The organism is Candidatus Neomarinimicrobiota bacterium (assembly GCA_021734025.1).
In the GTDB taxonomy this organism is placed as follows: Bacteria; Fidelibacterota; JAANXI01; order JAANXI01; family JAANXI01; genus JAANXI01.
On the sequence record JAIPJS010000001.1, the window covers coordinates 314,490 to 332,893 of the forward strand.

Sequence of the window (18,404 nt, forward strand, 5' to 3'; positions counted from 1 at the left end):
ACACAATGCTTGCTTCGTTATTCATCTTTCTAACGGGAATCAGTAGTTCTAGTTTCGGAGGTCAGCCTGTGCCAGATAAACAAACGGTTCTCCTGCCAGCGGAAAACGACCCGACCATTTCGTTTCGGCTGTGGTTTAAGGTCGGCTCCCAAAATGATCCGGTCGGCAAAGAAGGGCTGGCCAATCTCACTTCCATGATGCTGGCGGAAGGAGCCACGGAATCGCGCTCATATGATGAAATAGTAGAAGCGCTTTATCCGCTTGCAGCTTCATATCACGCGAATACTCACGTGGAGCAGTCGATTTTTTACGGTCGGGTGCATTCGGATAAACTCGATAAGTATTACGACCTATATCTGGACGCACTCTTGAATCCTGCGTTTGTAAAGGAGGATTTGGACCGTTTGAAGAGCCGCGTACTCAATTATCTGAAAAATACACTACGGTATTCCAGTGATGAAGAACTGGGGAAGGCAGCGCTTTATAACTTTGTATATAATGGAACCCCGTACGGTCACATTCCTGAGGGGACCGTGTCGAGTATTGAGAGTATTACAGTGGAGGATGTCAGAGATTTTTACGAGAAATATTATACCAAAGATAATGTGGTCATCGGGATTGGAGGGGGATTCAACCAGTCATTGGTGTTGAAGTTACAAAATGATCTGGGGCAGCTGCCCGACGGGAAGTCTAACGTAATCGCTACACCGTCACCGGATGAAATCACTGGCAAAGAACTGATACTCGTGGAGAAAGATGCCAACGCTACAGCTATCAGTATCGGATTCCCCATAGATATTCTGCGCGGCAGCAGAGAATGGTACGCGCTGGCGCTGGCGAACTCATGGTTTGGCGAGCACCGGAATTCCAGCAGTCACCTGTACCAGGTGATTCGGGAGGCCCGGGGATTAAACTATGGTGACTACTCATACATCGAGCGGTATCCCAACGGTGGCAGCCGGTCGAAACCGCCACAGAATGTGAGTTTGAGGCAGCAGATGTTCGAAATATGGATTCGTCCCGTACCGAACGAAAACGGGCATTTTGCGTTGCGTGCGGCTATTCGGGAGCTGGAACAGTTGGTGGAAAACGGATTAACCGAAGAACAATTCCAACTGACACAGGAGTTCTTCAGCAAATATGTTCTGCACTACGCGCCCACGACAATGGCGCGACTCGGGTATGCCCTGGATGACGAGTTTTACGGCATCTCCGGCAGCCACTTAGAAAATTTACGAACAATTATACCAGAATTGACCAGGGAAGAGGTGAACCAGGCCATTCGGCAACATCTGCAGTATAAAAACATGAAAATTGCAATGGTTGTGCCGGATGCAGAGCAGTTGAAGGATGCCTTGATTAATGAGGAGCAGAGCCCAATCGAATATTCAACTCCGAAAGATGAGTCCGTGTATGAAGAGGATGAAAAAATCCAATCCTACCCGTTGGACATTTCTGCAGACGATGTCACCATAACAAAAGTGGAGGAGATGTTCGAGTAGGCCGAGGACCCCAATTAAATATTGATATGCATTGCATAGCCGCATATATTGGACGCGGTCATTGAAAATGGGGCTGTAGCTCAGCTGGGAGAGCACCACGTTCGCAACGTGGGGGTCGTCGGTTCGATCCCGATCAGCTCCACTACCGAAGGGAATCCTGTAAAAAGGGTTCCCTTTTTGTTTTTGAGCGGGTTAGGTGGAAAAAGGTATAGGGGGATAGGGAAAGACAGTGTTTGAGTGTTCCCCAAAGGGATCCCTTCGGGACGGGTGTTCAAGTAGCTATTTCTTACTCTTAATCCTACTCTTAATCTTACTCCGATTTTTTTGTTGTTGGTTGTTCGTAGTTTGTTTTGGTTCTGATTGTATCCTTTTATCAGGCTTCACGATAGCAGAGCACATTCTCGTATCGAGAAGGGAAAATGGGAAAAAGAAAATGAGTCCCGGAGGGACGGTTGCTTCGTCGTGGCGAATAGCCCACTAATCTATTGGTGGGATCTAATACAAGGTAAATCACCAAAGTCCCGCCAGGGATGTTCGGATCTTAGAGTGACTTTCCCCAAAGATGGTGCCGTTCCCGCTTAAAGTCCCGGCAAATCCGGCTTTAAGCGGACATAAAAAGTGTTCTGAATCGAGTCCTCCGCTTGAACCCGAATGCATCGGACTTCAAACGGAAGGGTCATCTTTGCTGGTCTCCTGCCTCCCGTCTCCGTTCTCCATTCTATAACTCTGGTCTGTACCATTTCTCACCATTCTTCTTGTAAAACAAAGGAATTCTAATTACTTTTTCTTGCTTTGATAAAATAAGCCACCCTAGCTCAGCTGGCCAGAGCAGCTCACTCGTAATGAGCAGGTCTCCGGTTCGAATCCGGAGGGTGGCTCTGAGCACATACCAGTCTGGGATGCAGGGAAAGAATTAATATCCAGGGCGCACAATATGGGATTCACGCCACAAGTAGATTTGGTCACATCCATACTGGATCTGCACGACTCAGTTGAGCACGTTCCCGGAGCACTTTCTAGCCTCACCGGTGAATCAGTATTCCGAAAATCAATCATTTATTGGACGGACCTAAAGGGGCATTATCGCCTGATACTTCCGGAGAATGAAAATTTACCATCCGAAATTGATCCGAAAATAGTCGGGAAAATAAAGAATGGGGCGTCCTGGAAGGAGTCAGAACAGGATTTCGTTGTTTCGCTGGAGGAGTTATTTCAGAAGGAAATCCAGGCAATTCCATTGATACACAGAAATGACTGCCGGGGGATTTGGCTGTACCCCGCACCTCAAAATCTCTCCAGGAAGGCGATCCAAAAGATTGCCAAATTTCTCAGTATCGGATTGGAGCATCGGCAAAATTTGCTGGAATCGGAACGGCAGAACAAGCGGCTCCATAGCCTGGTGGAAGCCGGCGAAATTTTTACCTCCCAAACGAATCTTAATGCCGTACTGAAAAAATTAGTTCAGGAGCTGTATCACCGGTTTAAATATTCCCGGGTGGCTGTACTGATAAAAGAAGATACACAGCTAAAGATTGCTGCAGCAGAAGGTTTCTCCCAAAATCACCTTATTGGTTATACCTTCGATATTAATAAAGGCATTACTGGCAGAGCTGTCCGGGAAATGAAAAGCCAGAACGTCGAGGATGTTCTCGAAGACGAAGATTTTCTTCCGGCTGGCGAGGATGATATACGGTCTGAAATGACTGTACCAATCCATCTGGATGGGGAAGTGCTTGGAGTACTTGACGCACAATCGACGGTCACAGGAGCTTTCGATGAATCCGATGTGAATTTTCTTCATGTGATCGCGCGGTTATCTGCCGTAGCAATCCAAAATGGACGGTTGATTGAAGACCTGCAATCCACAAAGAATTATTTGGATAGTATCGTGGATAGCTCCGGAGATGCCATTTTTGCGATTAACACACAAGGCAAAATCACAACCTGGAACATAGGCGCAGAGCGCATTTACGGATATTCTCGGGAAGAAGCACTTGGCCAACAGGTCGATGACTTGGTTGATCCGGAAGATCACAAAAGGACAACAGAGGAGGTACTTCAACTTGTCAAAGAAAATAATGGCATATATCACGAAGACGAAATTATACGCCGAAGAAAAAGCGGTGAGACGTTCCCCGCAACGCCAACATACACTTTGCTGCGTGATGATTCGGGAATTATCGGCATAAGTATTATTGAAAAAGACCTCACCTATATCAAGCAGGCCACAAAACTTGATTCGGCTAAAACTCTCATCTCCACCGTGACGCACTATATCAACAATGCCATTACGCCGCTGAACGGCCGGGCTCAGATTGCTCAAATGCAACGGACAGAGGATAATGTGGATACGTTAATCCAGGTCAGCCTCGAGACTACACAAAAAATCCAGGAGGTAATTAGTACTATTTCCGAGATGAAAGAGTTTATTGCAACTCCCTACTATAATACAAGTTACATAATTAATCTAGAGGAGCAGTTAAAGCAAAAGCTGTCTGATCTTAAAGGAAAATAAACACCCGGCCCCTTATGTTTTCCATTGTTAAAATCCCGTAGTACACATTTTACGCAGAATATAGTATACGAATTTTTGCTGAAAAACAGGTAGTCAGGATCGGAATATTTCCTGATAATTATGTCTTGAATACCCCGCTATTTGTGCTTTTGTTACGCGGGTTTTCATGTTATATTGAAATCGGTGAGGCTTAATAAGCGTAAGGTGCATGATTTGTGGAGATGACAGAAGAAATTGCTATATCAAATGATCCGCAACATGTCCAAGAACTTATAGAAACTGCCGAGCAAAAAATCATCGACGCCAGCATCCCAGGCGAGATTGCCGATGATGTTGCAATCGCATTGCTGGAAGCAGTGAACAACGCTATTATCCACGGCAATCAGCGGAATTATAATAAGTACGTCACTGTCCGCATCACTATTGCCGATCAAAAGATTGAGCTGGTGGTTATGGATGAAGGCACAGGGTTCGATCCCTCAAAACTGGATGATCCCAGCAGGCCGGAAAATATATTCCGTCCCAGTGGCCGAGGGCTGTATTTCATTCGACAATTGATGGACGAAGTGGAGATCAACTCCAATAATTCCGGCAGCGAAATTATCATGCGCAAATATTGGTTACGGAAGCATGAAGCATAAACTAATACATTTTGGTCTGATCCTGCTTTTGGCAGCGCTATTTTTGCCACTGGAAGGGTATAGCCAGATGAATTCCCAGAATCAGCAGAGTCTCTGGAAGGTACGTTCCCTAGATATGGGGCTGACCAACCGGGGTATTGCGGTTGGTGGAACCTGGCGTCACAGCTGGAACCGGGTGCAGAGTACTCCGGTACAAATCAGCGCGCTTTTTTTCCGGGAATCCAATAAAATTCCAGTCTATGACTACCGAACCGGGTATTATATCAATCCACCCTCGAAAAAGATTGTGTTTTTGAATCTCCGCTCCGGGTTTCAGCATCGGATCTGGGCTGATGATATTGCCCAGAACGTGCAGCCGTATCTGTTTGCGAGTGGAGGACCTTCTATTGCGCTGGACCCGGGCAATAACACCAACCATTCCTTTATTACCCGCTGGCAGAAAACTACCGTCAGCTATACAGCCAACCTGTTTGCCGGCGCTGGCGTTGATTTTGTATACAGCCGCTCCAGTCAGTTTTCGTTAACTGTGGGATATGAGGTTATGTACTTTCCGGAACAAGTTGACGGGCTGCAGAATTACAGCGGTGTTATGGTGCTCTTCAGCTTCGGGGAACGATTATAGCGTATTCATGCCGGATCGTACACTGTTTTATATGCCGGTACAGGGCCTTCCCGGCGATGTATACCAAATTTCAGGAAGCGAGTATGACCATATAGTCAAAGCGTTACGAAAATCAGTTGATGATCCACTTGAGGTGGTTGACGGCACCGGAAGAATTCTCCATTCGACCATTATTGATATCCAAAAAGACTCCGTTACATGTTCCATAGATGATGTTGAGTTACCCGATAATGAACTCCCAGTACATGTTACCCTTGCCGTCGCACTCATTAAAAATCAACGATATGAGTGGATGGTTGAGAAAGCCACCGAGATGGGGGTGGCAGAAATACAACCATTAAACACCGATCGGGTAGTACGATCCGGATTTCGTGGGGATCGACTCAGAAAAAAAGCCATCGCTGCCATGAAGCAATCCGAACGGGCCGTTTTACCAGCGATACGAGGTCCGGTCGAATTAGCCGAATATCTGGAGACCCTTTCCGCAGACAGTGCATTTTATGCAAGGCAAAATCAATCATTTCCGATGTTGAGTAATTATCAGGATAATAGTACTTTTCACCACATTACGGTTCTTATTGGACCGGAGGGGGGCTGGAGTGACAAAGAACTGGATAATTTTGAATCACACGAGTTTCGGCCTCTATCATTAGGTGCAAGACGGCTCCGAACCGAAACGGCGGCCGTAACTGCAATGAGTCAAATAGCACTACTCTGGGATTCCGACCATTCAAGACAACAGGAGGCAGTATGAGTGATTGTCTTTTTTGCAATATTGCCGCTGGAAAAATTGATAGTGATATAGTTTTAGAAGAGGAAAACGCCGTCGCCTTTCGTGACATTAATCCACAGGCACCGACCCATATTTTGGTCATTCCACGCAAGCATATTGCCAGGATATCTGAAGCCGAAGACACTGACCAGGAATTGCTGGGTGAACTTATTCTTTTAGCCCGGAAAATCGCTGACGATGAGGGCATAAGTGAGGATGGTTACCGGCTGGTGTTTAATAATGGTGCTCATGGGGGCCAGGCTGTGGAACATATTCATCTGCACTTACTTGGCGGAAGGCAACTCACCTGGCCGCCGGGTTGATAATCGAGGAATAGTAGTATTCAATGTACATATCAAAGCTGGAAATATTTGGATTTAAGTCGTTTGCGAAAAAAACCGAACTGAAATTCGGTCCCGGAACTACCGGCATTGTTGGTCCCAACGGCTGTGGCAAGACCAACGTGGTGGATGCTATTCGCTGGGTACTCGGGGAACAGAAAACGACCGTACTTCGCAGCGATAATATGTCGGAAGTCATTTTCAACGGCTCAAAAACTATGAAGCCATTGGGAATGTGCGAAGTCTCCCTGACCATTCACAATAATAAAGGGATCCTCCCGATTGAGTTTAATGATGTTGTCGTTACCCGGCGACTTTACAGGGATGGTCAGAGCGAATATCTCCTCAACAAAAAGGTCTGCCGCCTTAAGGATATCCAAAACCTGTTTATCGATACGGGAATGGGGTCAGATGCCTATTCGGTTATCGAGTTAAAGATGGTTGAGGATATCCTGAGTGATACAAAAGATGAGCGCACCCGCATGTTCGAAGAGGCCGCAGGTGTCAATAAGTATAAGCAGGAACGGAGAGCGGCCCGCCGGAAGCTTGATGCCACCAAAGAGGATCTGCTCCGGCTCAATGACATCCTCTATGAAATCGAGAAGAATGTCAGTTCCCTCAAGCGACAAATGCGGAAATACGAGCGGTACCAGCGATATCAGAACGATCTGAAAACAAAAGAGATAGATCTGGCCGGGCACAAATTATGGAAAATCGAGCGGGATATTCACCCGCTGGAACAGCAACTGGAGCAGGGCAAGGATTTTCAGAGTAGCTCAGCTGAACAGCTGGAAATTGACGAAGCATTGCAGGAATCACTCAAGCAAAAAATTCAAAAGCAGGAGGCCCGGGTTGAGGGGTTGGATCAGGACCTCGGCGAGATCGATGAGCAGCGGCAAAACTCCCAGCGCAATATCCTCGTCTGGGAAGAGCAGAAAAGCGCCGCCGAAAAATCGCTGGAACGCCTGCGCCAGGAAGAATCTAATCTGGAAGATCGTCAAAAGCAGACGAAAGTTCAGATTAAAGAGCTGAATCAATCTCTGGAAGAGATGGAGCCCAAACTCCGGGAAATCCAGTCCCGATATGCCGATCAGCAGGAAGTTTATCAACAGATCGATGGGAAATATCAGGAAATTCGCGACACCCTGAATGAGTACCAGGACGAAAAAATTGAATCTATCACTGAACTGGCGGACCTGCGGAATAAACGTGAGCGGCTCATCGAAAACCGGGATCGGGCAAACAGCGAAATTGTTTCATTGCGAGAGTCCATCGAATCGCTGGGCGAGGAATTACACGAAAAAGAGCGTAAATTCCGTGATCTTCAACAGGAGTTGGAAGTCTTGGAAACCGGGGATGTTGATCGAGAAGAACGCGTTGCGGAGTTCCGTGACCAACAGGAAACGCTTCAGGAATCCATAGATAAAACGCGGGAATCACTGCTCAAAAAGGAATCGACAGAGGATGTCCTGCGCTCAAAGATCGATTTTTATCAGGAATTAATCGAAAACCGGGAAGGATTCTCTTCTGCGGTGCAATTCCTCACCGGTGAGCATACCAAGGTTGATGGAATTATTGGAACGGTGGCGGATATTCTGAAAGTGGATGACGATTACCAGTTGGCGGTTGAAAACGCACTCGGTGATCAGGCGGAATATCTGTTGGCCACGACCCGGGATGCCGCTCTTGGCGCCATCGACGTCGTAACCCGGAGCAAGCGGGGCCGCGTATCGGTTATACCGCTGGATATGGTGAAAAACCTTTCTATTCCGTCAGACCCGCCGGATAACGGGGCAACCCGGCTGACCGATTTCCTGGATTATGATGATAAGTATTCCGGTGTGGTGCAATTGCTGCTTGGCGATGTGCTGTTGACAGATTCACTCCAATCTGTATCCACAGATGGGGAAGACCAGGGGAAGTGGCGGTATGTTACCCGCTCAGGTGAAGTATTGGAGCGCTCCTCGATTATGCGGGGTGGAAAATCTGACTCGGAATACTCTTCCCGGGTCGGCCGGCAGGAAACGCTGGATGAATTACAGGAAGAGCTGGAAAAGAACCTTTCTGGCCAGGAAGATATTAAGGGCAAACTGTCCAAACTCCGGGAGGAATACGAGGCGATCCAAAACAGCCTGAACGATCTGGAGTCAGCGGAGCAGGAGCAGGTCAGCAAGCGCCGTGAACTGGACCAGTCCATTTCGCGACTGGATTACGACATCAAACGAACGAAGCAGCAGCGGCAGGAGCATGACCAGCGCATCGAGGATTTCCAGTCACAGATTCAGGAAATTGAGGGCGCACTGAAGGAGATTGAGCCGGCGTTAACGGAGTTGCAGGAGCGAAGGCAGCAGTTACAACAGCGCGTGGATGAAGCAGAAGAAGATCTGGAGGAAATCAGCGAGCGGCGTACCACGGAAAATAATAAGCTTCAGGACCTTCGGCTGGAAGTCGCCTCTGTTGAGAATGAGCAGAAGACGCTCTCTATCCGGTTAAGCAATTCAAAGGAGACGCTGCAGGACATTTCCGATCGATTTGAGAGTATCCAGAAGGAGCGCGATGCAGCCCGCACAACGATTCAGGAGCGGAAGGAATCGCTGGAATCCGAACGGGAGAAATTATCGGAACTGGAAGAGCAGTATCGGCAGCTAAAGCAACGCCGGGAAGAGGAGCACGGGGTACTCAAGAAGAGACAGGCCGAGATGGAAGAGGTTGAAGCTCGGATCAAGGAAAAGCACCGGGAGCGCGAATCGCAATACGACCGCATCCGGAACATAGAGCGCCAAATCAGCGAACTAGAGAGCGAGGAGCGTTCAATTAAGGAGCGGATGCGGGATCGTTACGGTATTGATGCCAAACCAGAACAGATGGATGACGAGAAAGAGACTTCGCCTGAAGAATTGTCACAGGAAATAGAATCCTTGCGATCCCGGATTGACCGGATGGGACCTGTGAATCTTGCAGTGAAAGAGGAATACGAGGAAGAGCAAGAGCGCCTGGATTTCCTTACAGAGCAACGGGACGATCTGTTAGAAGCTGAAGAGGACCTGCTTGAAACGATTCAGCGAATTGACACCCAGGCGAATTCGCAGTTTAATGAAATTTTCCAGGAAATCCGGAAACACTTCCAGCAGACATTCATTAAATTTTTCCCAGGGGGAGAAGCGGATCTCCAACTTGAAGGGGATTCCGACCCCCTGGAGGCGGACATCGTAATCAGTGCAAACCCGGGAGGAAAAAAATTACAGTCATTGCGCGTGCTCTCTGCAGGGGAAAAAACACTGACGGCAATCGCCTTGCTGTTTGCTATTTATCTGGTCAAGCCGAGCCCCTTTTGTATCCTGGATGAGGTGGATGCACCGCTGGACGATCGGAACAGCCAGATATTTACCGGGGTGGTTGAAGATTTCGCCGAGGACACCCAGTTTATCATTGTTACACACAATAAAATCACGATGGAAGCAGCAAATTACATGTACGGGATCACCATGCAGGATGAGGGGGTCTCAAAAGTAGTTTCTGTACAATTTGATTAACAGAGGTATCGTTATGAGAAGAATAATATGTACAATTGTTATAATGTTCGTTGGGGGCACTCTGCTGTTGCCTGAAATCGGATCGGCGCAGGATTCCTTGCAACAAAGGATGGATATGCCCAGAGAAACGGCTGAGATCCAGTTTTTCGTCGACTGGGCGCAATTCCGGGGCAAAGATGATAATGTTGTTCTGGAAGTTTACCTCATGCTGCCCCGGACACAGCTGGATTTTGTCAAGCCGGATACGCTAGATAAATTTATAGCCAGGGGCTTTGTCCAGGTGGCGCTGGCACAAAATGACTCGGTCCGCCTGCTGGATCGCTGGCCAATTTCGGATAGCGTGGACGATACCAGCCAGGTCCTGGATTCCCAGAATATCCCGGATATTTCGGTATTTGAGGCGGAGCCCGGTGAATACCAACTGATCGTACAGGTTATCGACATGAATACGGATACCCGGGGTACATATCGCCAGCAGATTAATTTGGCTTCATTCAGCGATAGCTCTATGACGATCAGTGATATCGAGTTTGCGTCAATTGTGAAGGAATCAAATTCAAAAACGGTCTTTACCAAGTACAGCAGGGATGTAGTTCCGAACGCAAGTTTAACTTTCGGTGTTTCTCAACCAATTTTGTACAGTTATGCTGAAATATATAACATGAACTATCCCAGCAGCCCGGACAGTTACTCTGTGCAGTATTCCATTCTGGATCTGAATAACAAAGCGATAAAAAGTCCCGCGGAGATTACGCGAGGGAAAGTGGGGAATTCCAGCGTAGATATTGGCGGGATGAACGTGGTTGGATTATCGTCAGGAATTTATTATTACCGGATTCGTGTCACAGACCTGGCTACAGGCGACGTGGCGACCAGGTCCAAAAAATTCTATGTGTATAAGCAAGGCGAGAAAATGCGTGAGGTGGCCTCGGCTGATCTGGGTCAGGATTATGACTCCATGACTGAAGCAGAACTGGACGAGACCTTTGAGGCGCTTGTCCCGATTTTGTCCAGTAAAGAGAAAAAGTCCTATAAAGATGCCTCCAAGGAAGGAAAACAGAATTTACTCACCGAGTTCTGGGAAGTGAGGGACCCGGACCAGACGACAGATGTGAATGAATTACGAATAGAGTATATGCGTCGGCTTGAAACAACCAATGAGCGGTTTGGTGGCGTACAGACTCCGGGCTATGAAACGGATCGCGGCCGGGTGTTCCTGGTATATGGCGAACCGGACGAAATTGAACGGAATCCGGTCAGTGTGGATGTGAAACCGTATGAAACCTGGTATTACCATAGCCTGGAAGGTGGCTCCCAGTTCGTTTTCGTCGATAAAACCGGGTTTGGTACTTACGAATTGGTGCATTCCACCGTACGGAACGAAATATACGATCCCAACTGGCGTCGGTTTATCGAGTCTTCCCCTTCAGGTGGAAGCTTTCAGGGCTTCTAATGTTGATTTCGGAATCTGAAGTTTCTTCACCCTTGACCTAGAAAGGTTCTTTGTATGGTGCGCATCGGAGCGGATGTCGGAGGAACGAAAGTAGCAATTGGTCTTGTTGATGAATCCAACTCCATTATAAGTGAGATTGTACGGTTTCCGGTAAAACAGTTTCAGGATGGAGATGGTTTGGTCTCACAGATGGTTATTGAAGCCAAGGCGTTACTGAATGCTGAAGGTTTTACGGAACAAAATGTGACTGGGTTTGGCGTCGGTGCGCCAGGTCCGATGGACCTTGAGACAGGCACGATTCGCAATACGCCAAACACGCCAATCCTGGTGAACTATGCACTCCGGGATTCTATCCGGGAGAAATCAGGATTTCCCACAGAATTAAATAACGACGCGAACTGCTTTGTTCTGGGGGAAGCATTGGCTGGAGAGGCACGCCATGGTGAATATGTGGTGGGGGTGACGCTCGGTACCGGTTACGGTTGCGGGATTGTACTCAATAAACAGCTACATACGGGCGCCACAGGAACCGCTGCGGAAATCGCTATGTGTCCGTATCGGGATTCCACGCTGGAGTCGCACATTTCAGGGCGAGGATTAAGCTGGGCATATAAAAAACGCGCAGGGAAAGAAGCAGAAGGTAAAGCCATTGCACGGTTGGCCGCAACTGGTGATGAAGAGGCACTCGGCGCCTTTGAAGAATTCGGTGAACATATCGGTCGTTCGTTTGCGTGGTTTATCAATTTACTGGATCCAGATTACATAGTTATTGGAGGGTCCATTGCACAAAACTGGGATTATTTTTATCCCACTCTGAAAGCAACAATGGATCAGTATATAAATCCAAATCCGAAAGCCCATATGAAGATTGTCCAATCTCAACTTGGTGAGTCAGCCGCCATTATCGGAGCTGCCGGATTAATTACGTCAACCTGACTTAGTTCTCGTCGTCATACAAAATGCGGCAGTTAATATATCAATCCCTGGCGGGCATTCGGTCATTTCTAAATACCCACCTGTTTTTATCCAGTTGCTTGATTTGTGAGCGGTATTTACCGAAACATCAATCTTTAGTATGTGACTCGTGTCTTCATTCGCTACCAACCACACCGTATCCGCATCTGCCATACGGATGGCAACCTCAAGAGAATTCATCTCTGGCGAACGCAATGAGCTGCTGGGATTTCACGGAGGATCTTCAGCAAATTATCCATGCCATGAAGTACCGGCGGAAGCCAACACTGGGACAATCTTTGGTGAGTATTATCGGAGCCTGGAAATTACCCGCCTGGATGACGTCAGTGGATGTCGTAATTCCTGTCCCATTGCATAAAACAAAACGTCGGGACAGGGGATATAACCAGGCCGTCAGCATTGCGAAAGGAGTTGCCACGCTCTGTAGCGCACCAATAATGACCGATGTATTAGTCCGCCAGAAGTACACTGCTTCTCAGACGACACTAACCCGTGCCGAACGGCAGGAAAATTTGGCCGCGGCCTTTGTCACCACACGGAAAAGTGCCGGACAATTAAAGGGTAAATCTGTCTTGCTCGTTGATGATGTATTCACTACAGGAGCGACCCTGGAAAATGCAGCCGAAAGTTTACAGGAAACCGGCGCGAAAGAAGTCTTCGGATTCACCCTCGCCAGTGCCCCGATTTGAAACGGATATTCTTAAGGAAAAATGGGAATTTTACTTGTAATTTCAGACATACCTGAGTAAGCTTTTATGATTATGAAGATTTTAAAAATTTGCGAAATGTAATCCATGGAGGAAGGCATGAAAGTTGGAATTCTGACCGGTGGCGGTGACTGTCCGGGATTAAATGCTGTTATTCGGGCCGCGACCAAGAAAATGATTAGTGAATACGGGTACGAAGTCCACGGCATTCGTGATGGATGGCGCGGATTAGTCGATGACGAAACATTTCCGTTAAATATCGCCGATGTCGAGGGAGTTCTGAAGCAGGGCGGCACCATGCTGAATACTTCCCGAACAAACCCGTTTAAAGACGAATCCCAACTCAAGAGTACGCTGGAAACGATTAAGAATAACAATTTTGACGCAGTTATGGCCATCGGCGGTGATGATACCCTTGGAGCCGCCACGCGACTGTATGAAGAACATGATATTCCTACCGTTGGTGTCCCGAAAACTATCGATAACGATCTGAACGGTACCGATTATACCTTCGGATTCGATACCGCTGTCAGCATCGCCACAGATGCCATAGATCGGTGTCGCACGACAGCCGCCTCGCATCACCGAACTCTTGTCGTGGAAGTTATGGGACGTCACGCTGGATGGATTGCCCTGCACAGCGGCATTGCCAGTGGTGCAGATATCATTCTGCTGCCGGAATTCCCGTTCTCCATGAAAGATGTGAATGAGCGCTTGAGGAAGTCCACAGAGGCTGGTCAAAAGAACCATATCGTGGTCGTGGCCGAGGGCGCTACCATGGAAGACCAGGATGACTTTATCACCAAAGATCAATCCGTTGACGAATTCGGTCATGTAAAACTGGGCGGTATTGCCGATCTACTCGCGGATCAAATTGAAAAGTCCGTTGGGCTGGAAACGCGGTCCGTAATCCTTGGCCATATTCAACGCGGGGGAACGCCGACTGCCAGGGATCGTGTCCTTTCAACCCGATTTGGGCTGAAGGCCGCAGATATGGTGGCCAACAAGAATTTCGGTCAGATGGCTGCGTTGCAGGGGGACAATATTGTCAACGTTCCCCTTACGGAAGCCACCGGCGAACTCAAAGTGGTTACGAAAGAATTATACGATTTAACTAAGTATTTAACAGTATAGCCGAAAGTAAGGACAATGACCTTTAAAACGGTAGACGATATCAATTTTGATGGTAAACGAGCACTCATTCGGGTTGACTTTAATGTTCCGCTGGACAAATCCGGGAAAATTACCGATGATTACCGGATTCGTTCTGCTCTGCCCACAATAAAAAAAGTGGTCGATGATGGTGGGCTTGCGATCTTGATGTCGCATTTGGGGCGGCCTTCCGGGAAGGTTGATCCGGAGTTAAGTCTGGTGCCGGTATACAAACATCTTCAGGAAATCCTGGATTGTCCCGTAGAATTTGCGGATGACTGCGTTGGTACGATTGCTGAAAATTTTGCTAATAACCTGGAACCGGGTTCAGTCCTTCTGCTGGAAAACCTGCGATTCCATACCGAGGAAAAAGCAAACGATCCCGGATTTTCCAAGGATCTGGCAAAGCTCGCTGATGTATACGTCAACGATGCCTTCGGTACAGCCCACCGGGCGCATGCCTCGACAGTTGGCGTGACGGAGTATTTTGACGAAAAGGTTGCCGGATATCTTATCCAAAAGGAAGTGGAATTTATGGTCGACGGGCTCGAAAATCCTGATTCCCCATATATTGCCATTATGGGCGGAGCCAAGATTTCCGGCAAAATTGACCTGATTGACAAGCTGCTTAACTCCGTGGATTCTCTCTTGGTTGGTGGTGGAATGGCATATACCTTTCTCAAGGCGAAGGGCATAGAAATCGGCGGTTCGCTGTTGGAAGAGGGCAAGCTCGATGTAGCCAAAGATGTCCTGGCCCGGGTGGAAAAAGAGAACCTTGATTTTCTGCTACCGTCGGATTGTATAGCGGCTACGCATCCTGAAGAGGGAATTCCGACTTCGACGCTCGCTGTTGATCACATAGCAGAGCACGAAATGGGTTTGGACATCGGTCCGCAAACCATTGAAACATTTACCGAAAAGATACTGAACGCAAAGACCATTCTCTGGAATGGGCCAATGGGTGTTTTCGAGGTCCCCGAATTTGTTGAGGGAACACAGGCGATAGCCGGAGCCCTTGCGGAAGCCACCGAAAAGGGAGCGACGACCATTATTGGTGGAGGTGACAGCGCATCGGCGATACGCCAGTTTAATTTGATGGACAAGGTATCACATGTCTCGACCGGTGGGGGGGCATCTTTGGAATTGCTCAGCGGAAACAAGCTCCCCGGAATTGAAGCATTGAAAAATTAACTGAAACTACTGAAGGTAAGGATTGAGGATGCAACGGAACAAAGTTATAGCCGGAAATTGGAAGATGCATAAAACGGTGCCGGAATCTGTAGAGTTCGTCAACAATTTAAAGAACAAGTTATTGGACGACAGTCCGGTTGATGTTATATTATGTGCTCCGTTTGTTTCGCTATTTCAAATGAATGAGACGCGAGCCGGATCAAATATCGGCCTTGGGGCCGAGAATATGTACTGGGAGGAATCCGGAGCCTATACCGGGGAAATTTCCCCGGAGATGCTTGTTTCGACCGGATGTGATTACGTGATTCTCGGTCACTCTGAGCGCCGGCAGATTTTTAGTGAAACGAACGAGACCGTCGGGAAAAAAGTGCGGGCGGCGTTGAAGCATGATCTCAAGCCGATCGTCTGTATCGGGGAAACACTGGAAGAGCGCGAAGCGAATCGGGTGGAAGAAGTTTTGGATCAACAGCTCTCGGGAGCGATAGAGAATTTGACTGGGCAAAATCAGATTGATGAAATCATTCTGGCGTATGAGCCGGTGTGGGCCATCGGGACTGGTGTTAATGCTACTCCGGACCAGGCTGTGGAAGCCCATCAATTTATCCGGGGATGGCTGGATAGCAACATCCAGGATGGCGCCGGACAACAGATGACGATCCTTTACGGTGGGAGCATGAAACCGGCAAACGCGCAATCGCTGCTGGAAAACTCCGATATCGACGGTGGATTGATCGGTGGAGCAAGCCTGGATGTCGAAAAATTCTCGGAATTAGTTTCAATAGCAACAGATCTCAGCTAGGAGGTATTTTTTGTACACCTTTTTAATAATTGTACACGTCTTTGTAGCCCTACTGTTGATTGTAGTTATCCTGATGCAATCCAGTAAGGGCGGTGGCCTTGCCGGCGCCTTTGGCGGCGGTGGTGGCGGTGGCGGACAGCAAGCGCTGTTCGGTGGTCGCGGTGCGGCCAGTTTTCTACAAAAGGTGACTGTTGGTCTCGCCGTTATTTTTATGTTATTGGCACTCGTCATTAATTTAATCGGTGATGATACCACGACGCAACAGAGCGTGGTACAGCAGGCAGCACAGCAGCAGGAATTAAGTCCGGGAACGTCGTTGCCAAAACCTTCCGGCACTGAAGGACAGCAGGGGCTTGCTCCCATGGAAACTCCCGGGAGTCAGGGTACACCAGTCCCGCAACAGACGCCCGGTAATGAAGGTTCTGAGTAGCAACCGGGTAAGAGCCGAAGTGGTGGAACTGGCAGACACGCTGTCTTGAGGGGGCAGTACCCTAACGGGTGTGCGGGTTCGAATCCCGCCTTCGGCACTGGACAATGATGGCACCATTTCCGTTGTGATAGACGGACAATCCTATTTTAATCAGCAGCAGTTATTTTTCTAGCAGCGCTTGGAAATATGGTGTATTGACTCAACCAAGGAGGTAGATGCATGAACAGGCTAGTAAAACGATATATAATTCAACCGGTTGTTCTGGTGGTGCTACTTGCACTCTGCGCAACGACGGGCTTTGCGCAGGAAGAGTCCACTCAGGTGCCGCCTGAGTTAATGAACCAGTCGGTTCAATCACTAATGGAAGAAGGGAACCGGCTTTTCAACGAAGGCGAGTACAGAGAAGCCAGACCATATTATCTTGCTGTAGTAAAGAAAGATAGTACCCAGGCTGGTGCGTATTCCCGCCTGAGTGATGTGGAATACAACCTCTTTGATCTTACACAGGCTCAAAAATACTTGCGCCAGGCCATTGAAGTTGAACCGGCAAACGAAGATTACAGGGTAAGGTTCAAAAGTCTCTCTGAATTAGTCCAGACGTTCCAGGATGGTGTCGAGGCGCTCCGGTCTCAAAATCATGAGGAAGCACTGAATAAATTTGACGAAGTGCTCAAGGCATTTCCGAACTTTGCTCCGGCCTTCTACCACAAAGGATTGGTTTACAGGGCACAGGACAAAACTGACCAATCGATCGAAAATTTTAAAAAGGCCATAGACGCCGACCCCAACAACGAAAAATACGGTCAGGCGATGGAGAATCTGGCAAAAACGAATTTCCAGGAAGGGGTTGACGCCTATCGGCGCGGAAACCTTACCGGGGCAACAGACGGGTTTGAAACCGCATTGCAGATCGATCCGGACTTCAGGCAGGCGCAGTATATGCTCGGTATAATTGCCCGGCGGCGTGGAAATGTACAGGAAGCCATAGACCGGTATCAGGCAGCGATCGAAATCGACAGCAGCTATGCACAAGCTTGGTTTGCTTTAGGGATTGCTTATAAGAGTACTGCCAGGGATCAACAAGCGCTCAATGCCTTCACCAAGGCCGGAGAAATTAACGCGAATTATGACAAGGCCTTTGTGGAAAAGGGGTTAATGCTACTAAAGATGGAACGGTTTGAGGAAGCTGAGGAGTCACTGACTAAGGCGACCCAGGTGAATCCCCAAAATCCGAATGCCTATGAAGGCCTTGGCCTGGTTTACATGAAAATGGGCAAATATCAGCAGGCTATTGAAAGGTTTTCAACAGCCCTCGCTTTCGATCAGAGCAACCACAACATTCATTACAGGATGGCGGATGCTTATCACGAATTAGGCGAATATCAAAACCAAAAGGAATCTGCACGGAAAGCCCTGGACATTAAACCCAACTATGCACCGGCATTGGTTACCCTCGGGGATGCCGAATGTCATCTTGGTAATGTTGATGCCGCCATTACGGCATGGGAAAAGGCACAATCCAACCCCCAGTGGCGGCCCGTAGCGGAACATAAGATTGAAGTTATCGAGAAGGCCGGCGAATGTGAATAACATCCGGTAAGAGTGAGTAATTATCTAGAAAAGGGCAGGTGATTCCTGCCCTTTTCTATTTATGGGAGAACCGGGTCATGCTCCAATTCTCGCGGGAAAAACAAGTTGCATAGATTTCGGGTATCGTCTAATTTTTTAATCGATGTAAGGGATTAATGGTGCAAAAAATAAGCAGGGTATG

15 protein-coding genes and 3 tRNA genes are annotated in these 18,404 nt (G+C 48.1%); all 18 read left to right on the forward strand.

What is annotated here, in order from left to right; translation table 11 throughout:
* Window positions 1–68: 68 nt before the first annotated feature.
* The 18 genes from K9N57_01165 (at window position 69) to K9N57_01250 (ending at window position 18,223) form a co-directional block, all read left to right on the forward strand.
* Window positions 69–1,502 carry an insulinase family protein gene (locus K9N57_01165; protein MCF7802778.1) on the forward strand — a complete coding sequence of 478 codons (1,434 nt, stop codon included), beginning with the start codon at window positions 69–71 and terminating at the stop codon, window positions 1,500–1,502.
* A 69-nt stretch (window positions 1,503–1,571) separates the two neighbouring features.
* A tRNA-Ala gene (locus K9N57_01170) sits at window positions 1,572–1,644 on the forward strand.
* A 662-nt stretch (window positions 1,645–2,306) separates the two neighbouring features.
* Window positions 2,307–2,380: transfer RNA gene (locus K9N57_01175), tRNA-Thr, on the forward strand.
* Between the two features lie 56 nt (window positions 2,381–2,436).
* Window positions 2,437–4,017, forward strand: a complete 1,581-nt coding sequence (locus K9N57_01180; protein ID MCF7802779.1) for a PAS domain S-box protein — start codon at window positions 2,437–2,439, stop codon at window positions 4,015–4,017.
* Between the two features lie 221 nt (window positions 4,018–4,238).
* Window positions 4,239–4,658: an ATP-binding protein gene (locus K9N57_01185; protein MCF7802780.1), complete on the forward strand. Its 420-nt coding sequence runs from the start codon at window positions 4,239–4,241 to the stop codon at window positions 4,656–4,658.
* Complete coding sequence (locus K9N57_01190; protein MCF7802781.1) at window positions 4,648–5,280, forward strand: hypothetical protein; 633 nt, start codon at window positions 4,648–4,650, stop codon at window positions 5,278–5,280. The genes K9N57_01185 and K9N57_01190 overlap by 11 nt, the downstream gene beginning before the upstream one ends.
* Window positions 5,281–5,287: 7 nt before the next feature.
* Window positions 5,288–6,034 (forward strand): 16S rRNA (uracil(1498)-N(3))-methyltransferase, encoded by a 747-nt coding sequence (locus K9N57_01195; GenBank protein ID MCF7802782.1) that lies wholly within the window; start codon window positions 5,288–5,290, stop codon window positions 6,032–6,034.
* A complete protein-coding gene (locus K9N57_01200) occupies window positions 6,031–6,375 on the forward strand; it encodes a histidine triad nucleotide-binding protein (protein ID MCF7802783.1) in 345 nt (114 codons plus the stop codon). The genes K9N57_01195 and K9N57_01200 overlap by 4 nt, the downstream gene beginning before the upstream one ends.
* A gap of 23 nt (window positions 6,376–6,398) precedes the next feature.
* Window positions 6,399–9,926, forward strand: coding sequence for a chromosome segregation protein SMC (smc, locus tag K9N57_01205; protein MCF7802784.1), 3,528 nt, complete (start codon window positions 6,399–6,401; stop codon window positions 9,924–9,926).
* A 13-nt stretch (window positions 9,927–9,939) separates the two neighbouring features.
* A complete protein-coding gene (locus tag K9N57_01210) occupies window positions 9,940–11,379 on the forward strand; it encodes a GWxTD domain-containing protein (protein ID MCF7802785.1) in 1,440 nt (479 codons plus the stop codon).
* Window positions 11,380–11,433: 54 nt separating this feature from the next.
* A complete protein-coding gene (locus K9N57_01215) occupies window positions 11,434–12,315 on the forward strand; it encodes an ROK family protein (protein ID MCF7802786.1) in 882 nt (293 codons plus the stop codon).
* Between the two features lie 233 nt (window positions 12,316–12,548).
* Window positions 12,549–13,043, forward strand: a complete 495-nt coding sequence (locus K9N57_01220) for a ComF family protein (GenBank protein ID MCF7802787.1) — start codon at window positions 12,549–12,551, stop codon at window positions 13,041–13,043.
* Window positions 13,044–13,160: 117 nt separating this feature from the next.
* Window positions 13,161–14,195: a 6-phosphofructokinase gene (locus K9N57_01225; GenBank protein MCF7802788.1), complete on the forward strand. Its 1,035-nt coding sequence runs from the start codon at window positions 13,161–13,163 to the stop codon at window positions 14,193–14,195.
* Window positions 14,196–14,210: 15 nt separating this feature from the next.
* The gene (locus tag K9N57_01230; GenBank protein ID MCF7802789.1) at window positions 14,211–15,404 is read left to right on the forward strand and encodes a phosphoglycerate kinase; all 1,194 of its coding nucleotides are present in this window, start codon (window positions 14,211–14,213) and stop codon (window positions 15,402–15,404) included.
* Window positions 15,405–15,432: 28 nt separating this feature from the next.
* Entirely contained in the window at window positions 15,433–16,203 is a 771-nt protein-coding gene (gene tpiA / locus K9N57_01235; GenBank protein ID MCF7802790.1) for a triose-phosphate isomerase, read from the forward strand.
* A 10-nt stretch (window positions 16,204–16,213) separates the two neighbouring features.
* Window positions 16,214–16,633, forward strand: a complete 420-nt coding sequence (gene secG, locus K9N57_01240; protein ID MCF7802791.1) for a preprotein translocase subunit SecG — start codon at window positions 16,214–16,216, stop codon at window positions 16,631–16,633.
* Window positions 16,634–16,646: 13 nt separating this feature from the next.
* Window positions 16,647–16,730 (forward strand) — tRNA-Leu (locus K9N57_01245).
* A 122-nt stretch (window positions 16,731–16,852) separates the two neighbouring features.
* Window positions 16,853–18,223, forward strand: coding sequence for a tetratricopeptide repeat protein (locus K9N57_01250; protein ID MCF7802792.1), 1,371 nt, complete (start codon window positions 16,853–16,855; stop codon window positions 18,221–18,223).
* Window positions 18,224–18,404: the final 181 nt, after the last annotated feature.

Coding starts and splice junctions, on each gene's coding strand:
- K9N57_01250 (MCF7802792.1), top strand. CDS start 16,853: ATGAACAGGCTAGTAAAACGATATATAATTCAACCGGTTGTTCTGGTG.
- K9N57_01195 (MCF7802782.1), top strand. CDS start 5,288: ATGCCGGATCGTACACTGTTTTATATGCCGGTACAGGGCCTTCCCGGC.
- smc (MCF7802784.1), top strand. CDS start 6,399: ATGTACATATCAAAGCTGGAAATATTTGGATTTAAGTCGTTTGCGAAA.
- K9N57_01215 (MCF7802786.1), top strand. CDS start 11,434: ATGGTGCGCATCGGAGCGGATGTCGGAGGAACGAAAGTAGCAATTGGT.
- K9N57_01210 (MCF7802785.1), top strand. CDS start 9,940: ATGAGAAGAATAATATGTACAATTGTTATAATGTTCGTTGGGGGCACT.
- K9N57_01230 (MCF7802789.1), top strand. CDS start 14,211: ATGACCTTTAAAACGGTAGACGATATCAATTTTGATGGTAAACGAGCA.
- K9N57_01185 (MCF7802780.1), top strand. CDS start 4,239: ATGACAGAAGAAATTGCTATATCAAATGATCCGCAACATGTCCAAGAA.
- K9N57_01200 (MCF7802783.1), top strand. CDS start 6,031: ATGAGTGATTGTCTTTTTTGCAATATTGCCGCTGGAAAAATTGATAGT.
- K9N57_01180 (MCF7802779.1), top strand. CDS start 2,437: ATGGGATTCACGCCACAAGTAGATTTGGTCACATCCATACTGGATCTG.
- K9N57_01190 (MCF7802781.1), top strand. CDS start 4,648: ATGAAGCATAAACTAATACATTTTGGTCTGATCCTGCTTTTGGCAGCG.
- K9N57_01220 (MCF7802787.1), top strand. CDS start 12,549: ATGAGCTGCTGGGATTTCACGGAGGATCTTCAGCAAATTATCCATGCC.
- tpiA (MCF7802790.1), top strand. CDS start 15,433: ATGCAACGGAACAAAGTTATAGCCGGAAATTGGAAGATGCATAAAACG.
- K9N57_01225 (MCF7802788.1), top strand. CDS start 13,161: ATGAAAGTTGGAATTCTGACCGGTGGCGGTGACTGTCCGGGATTAAAT.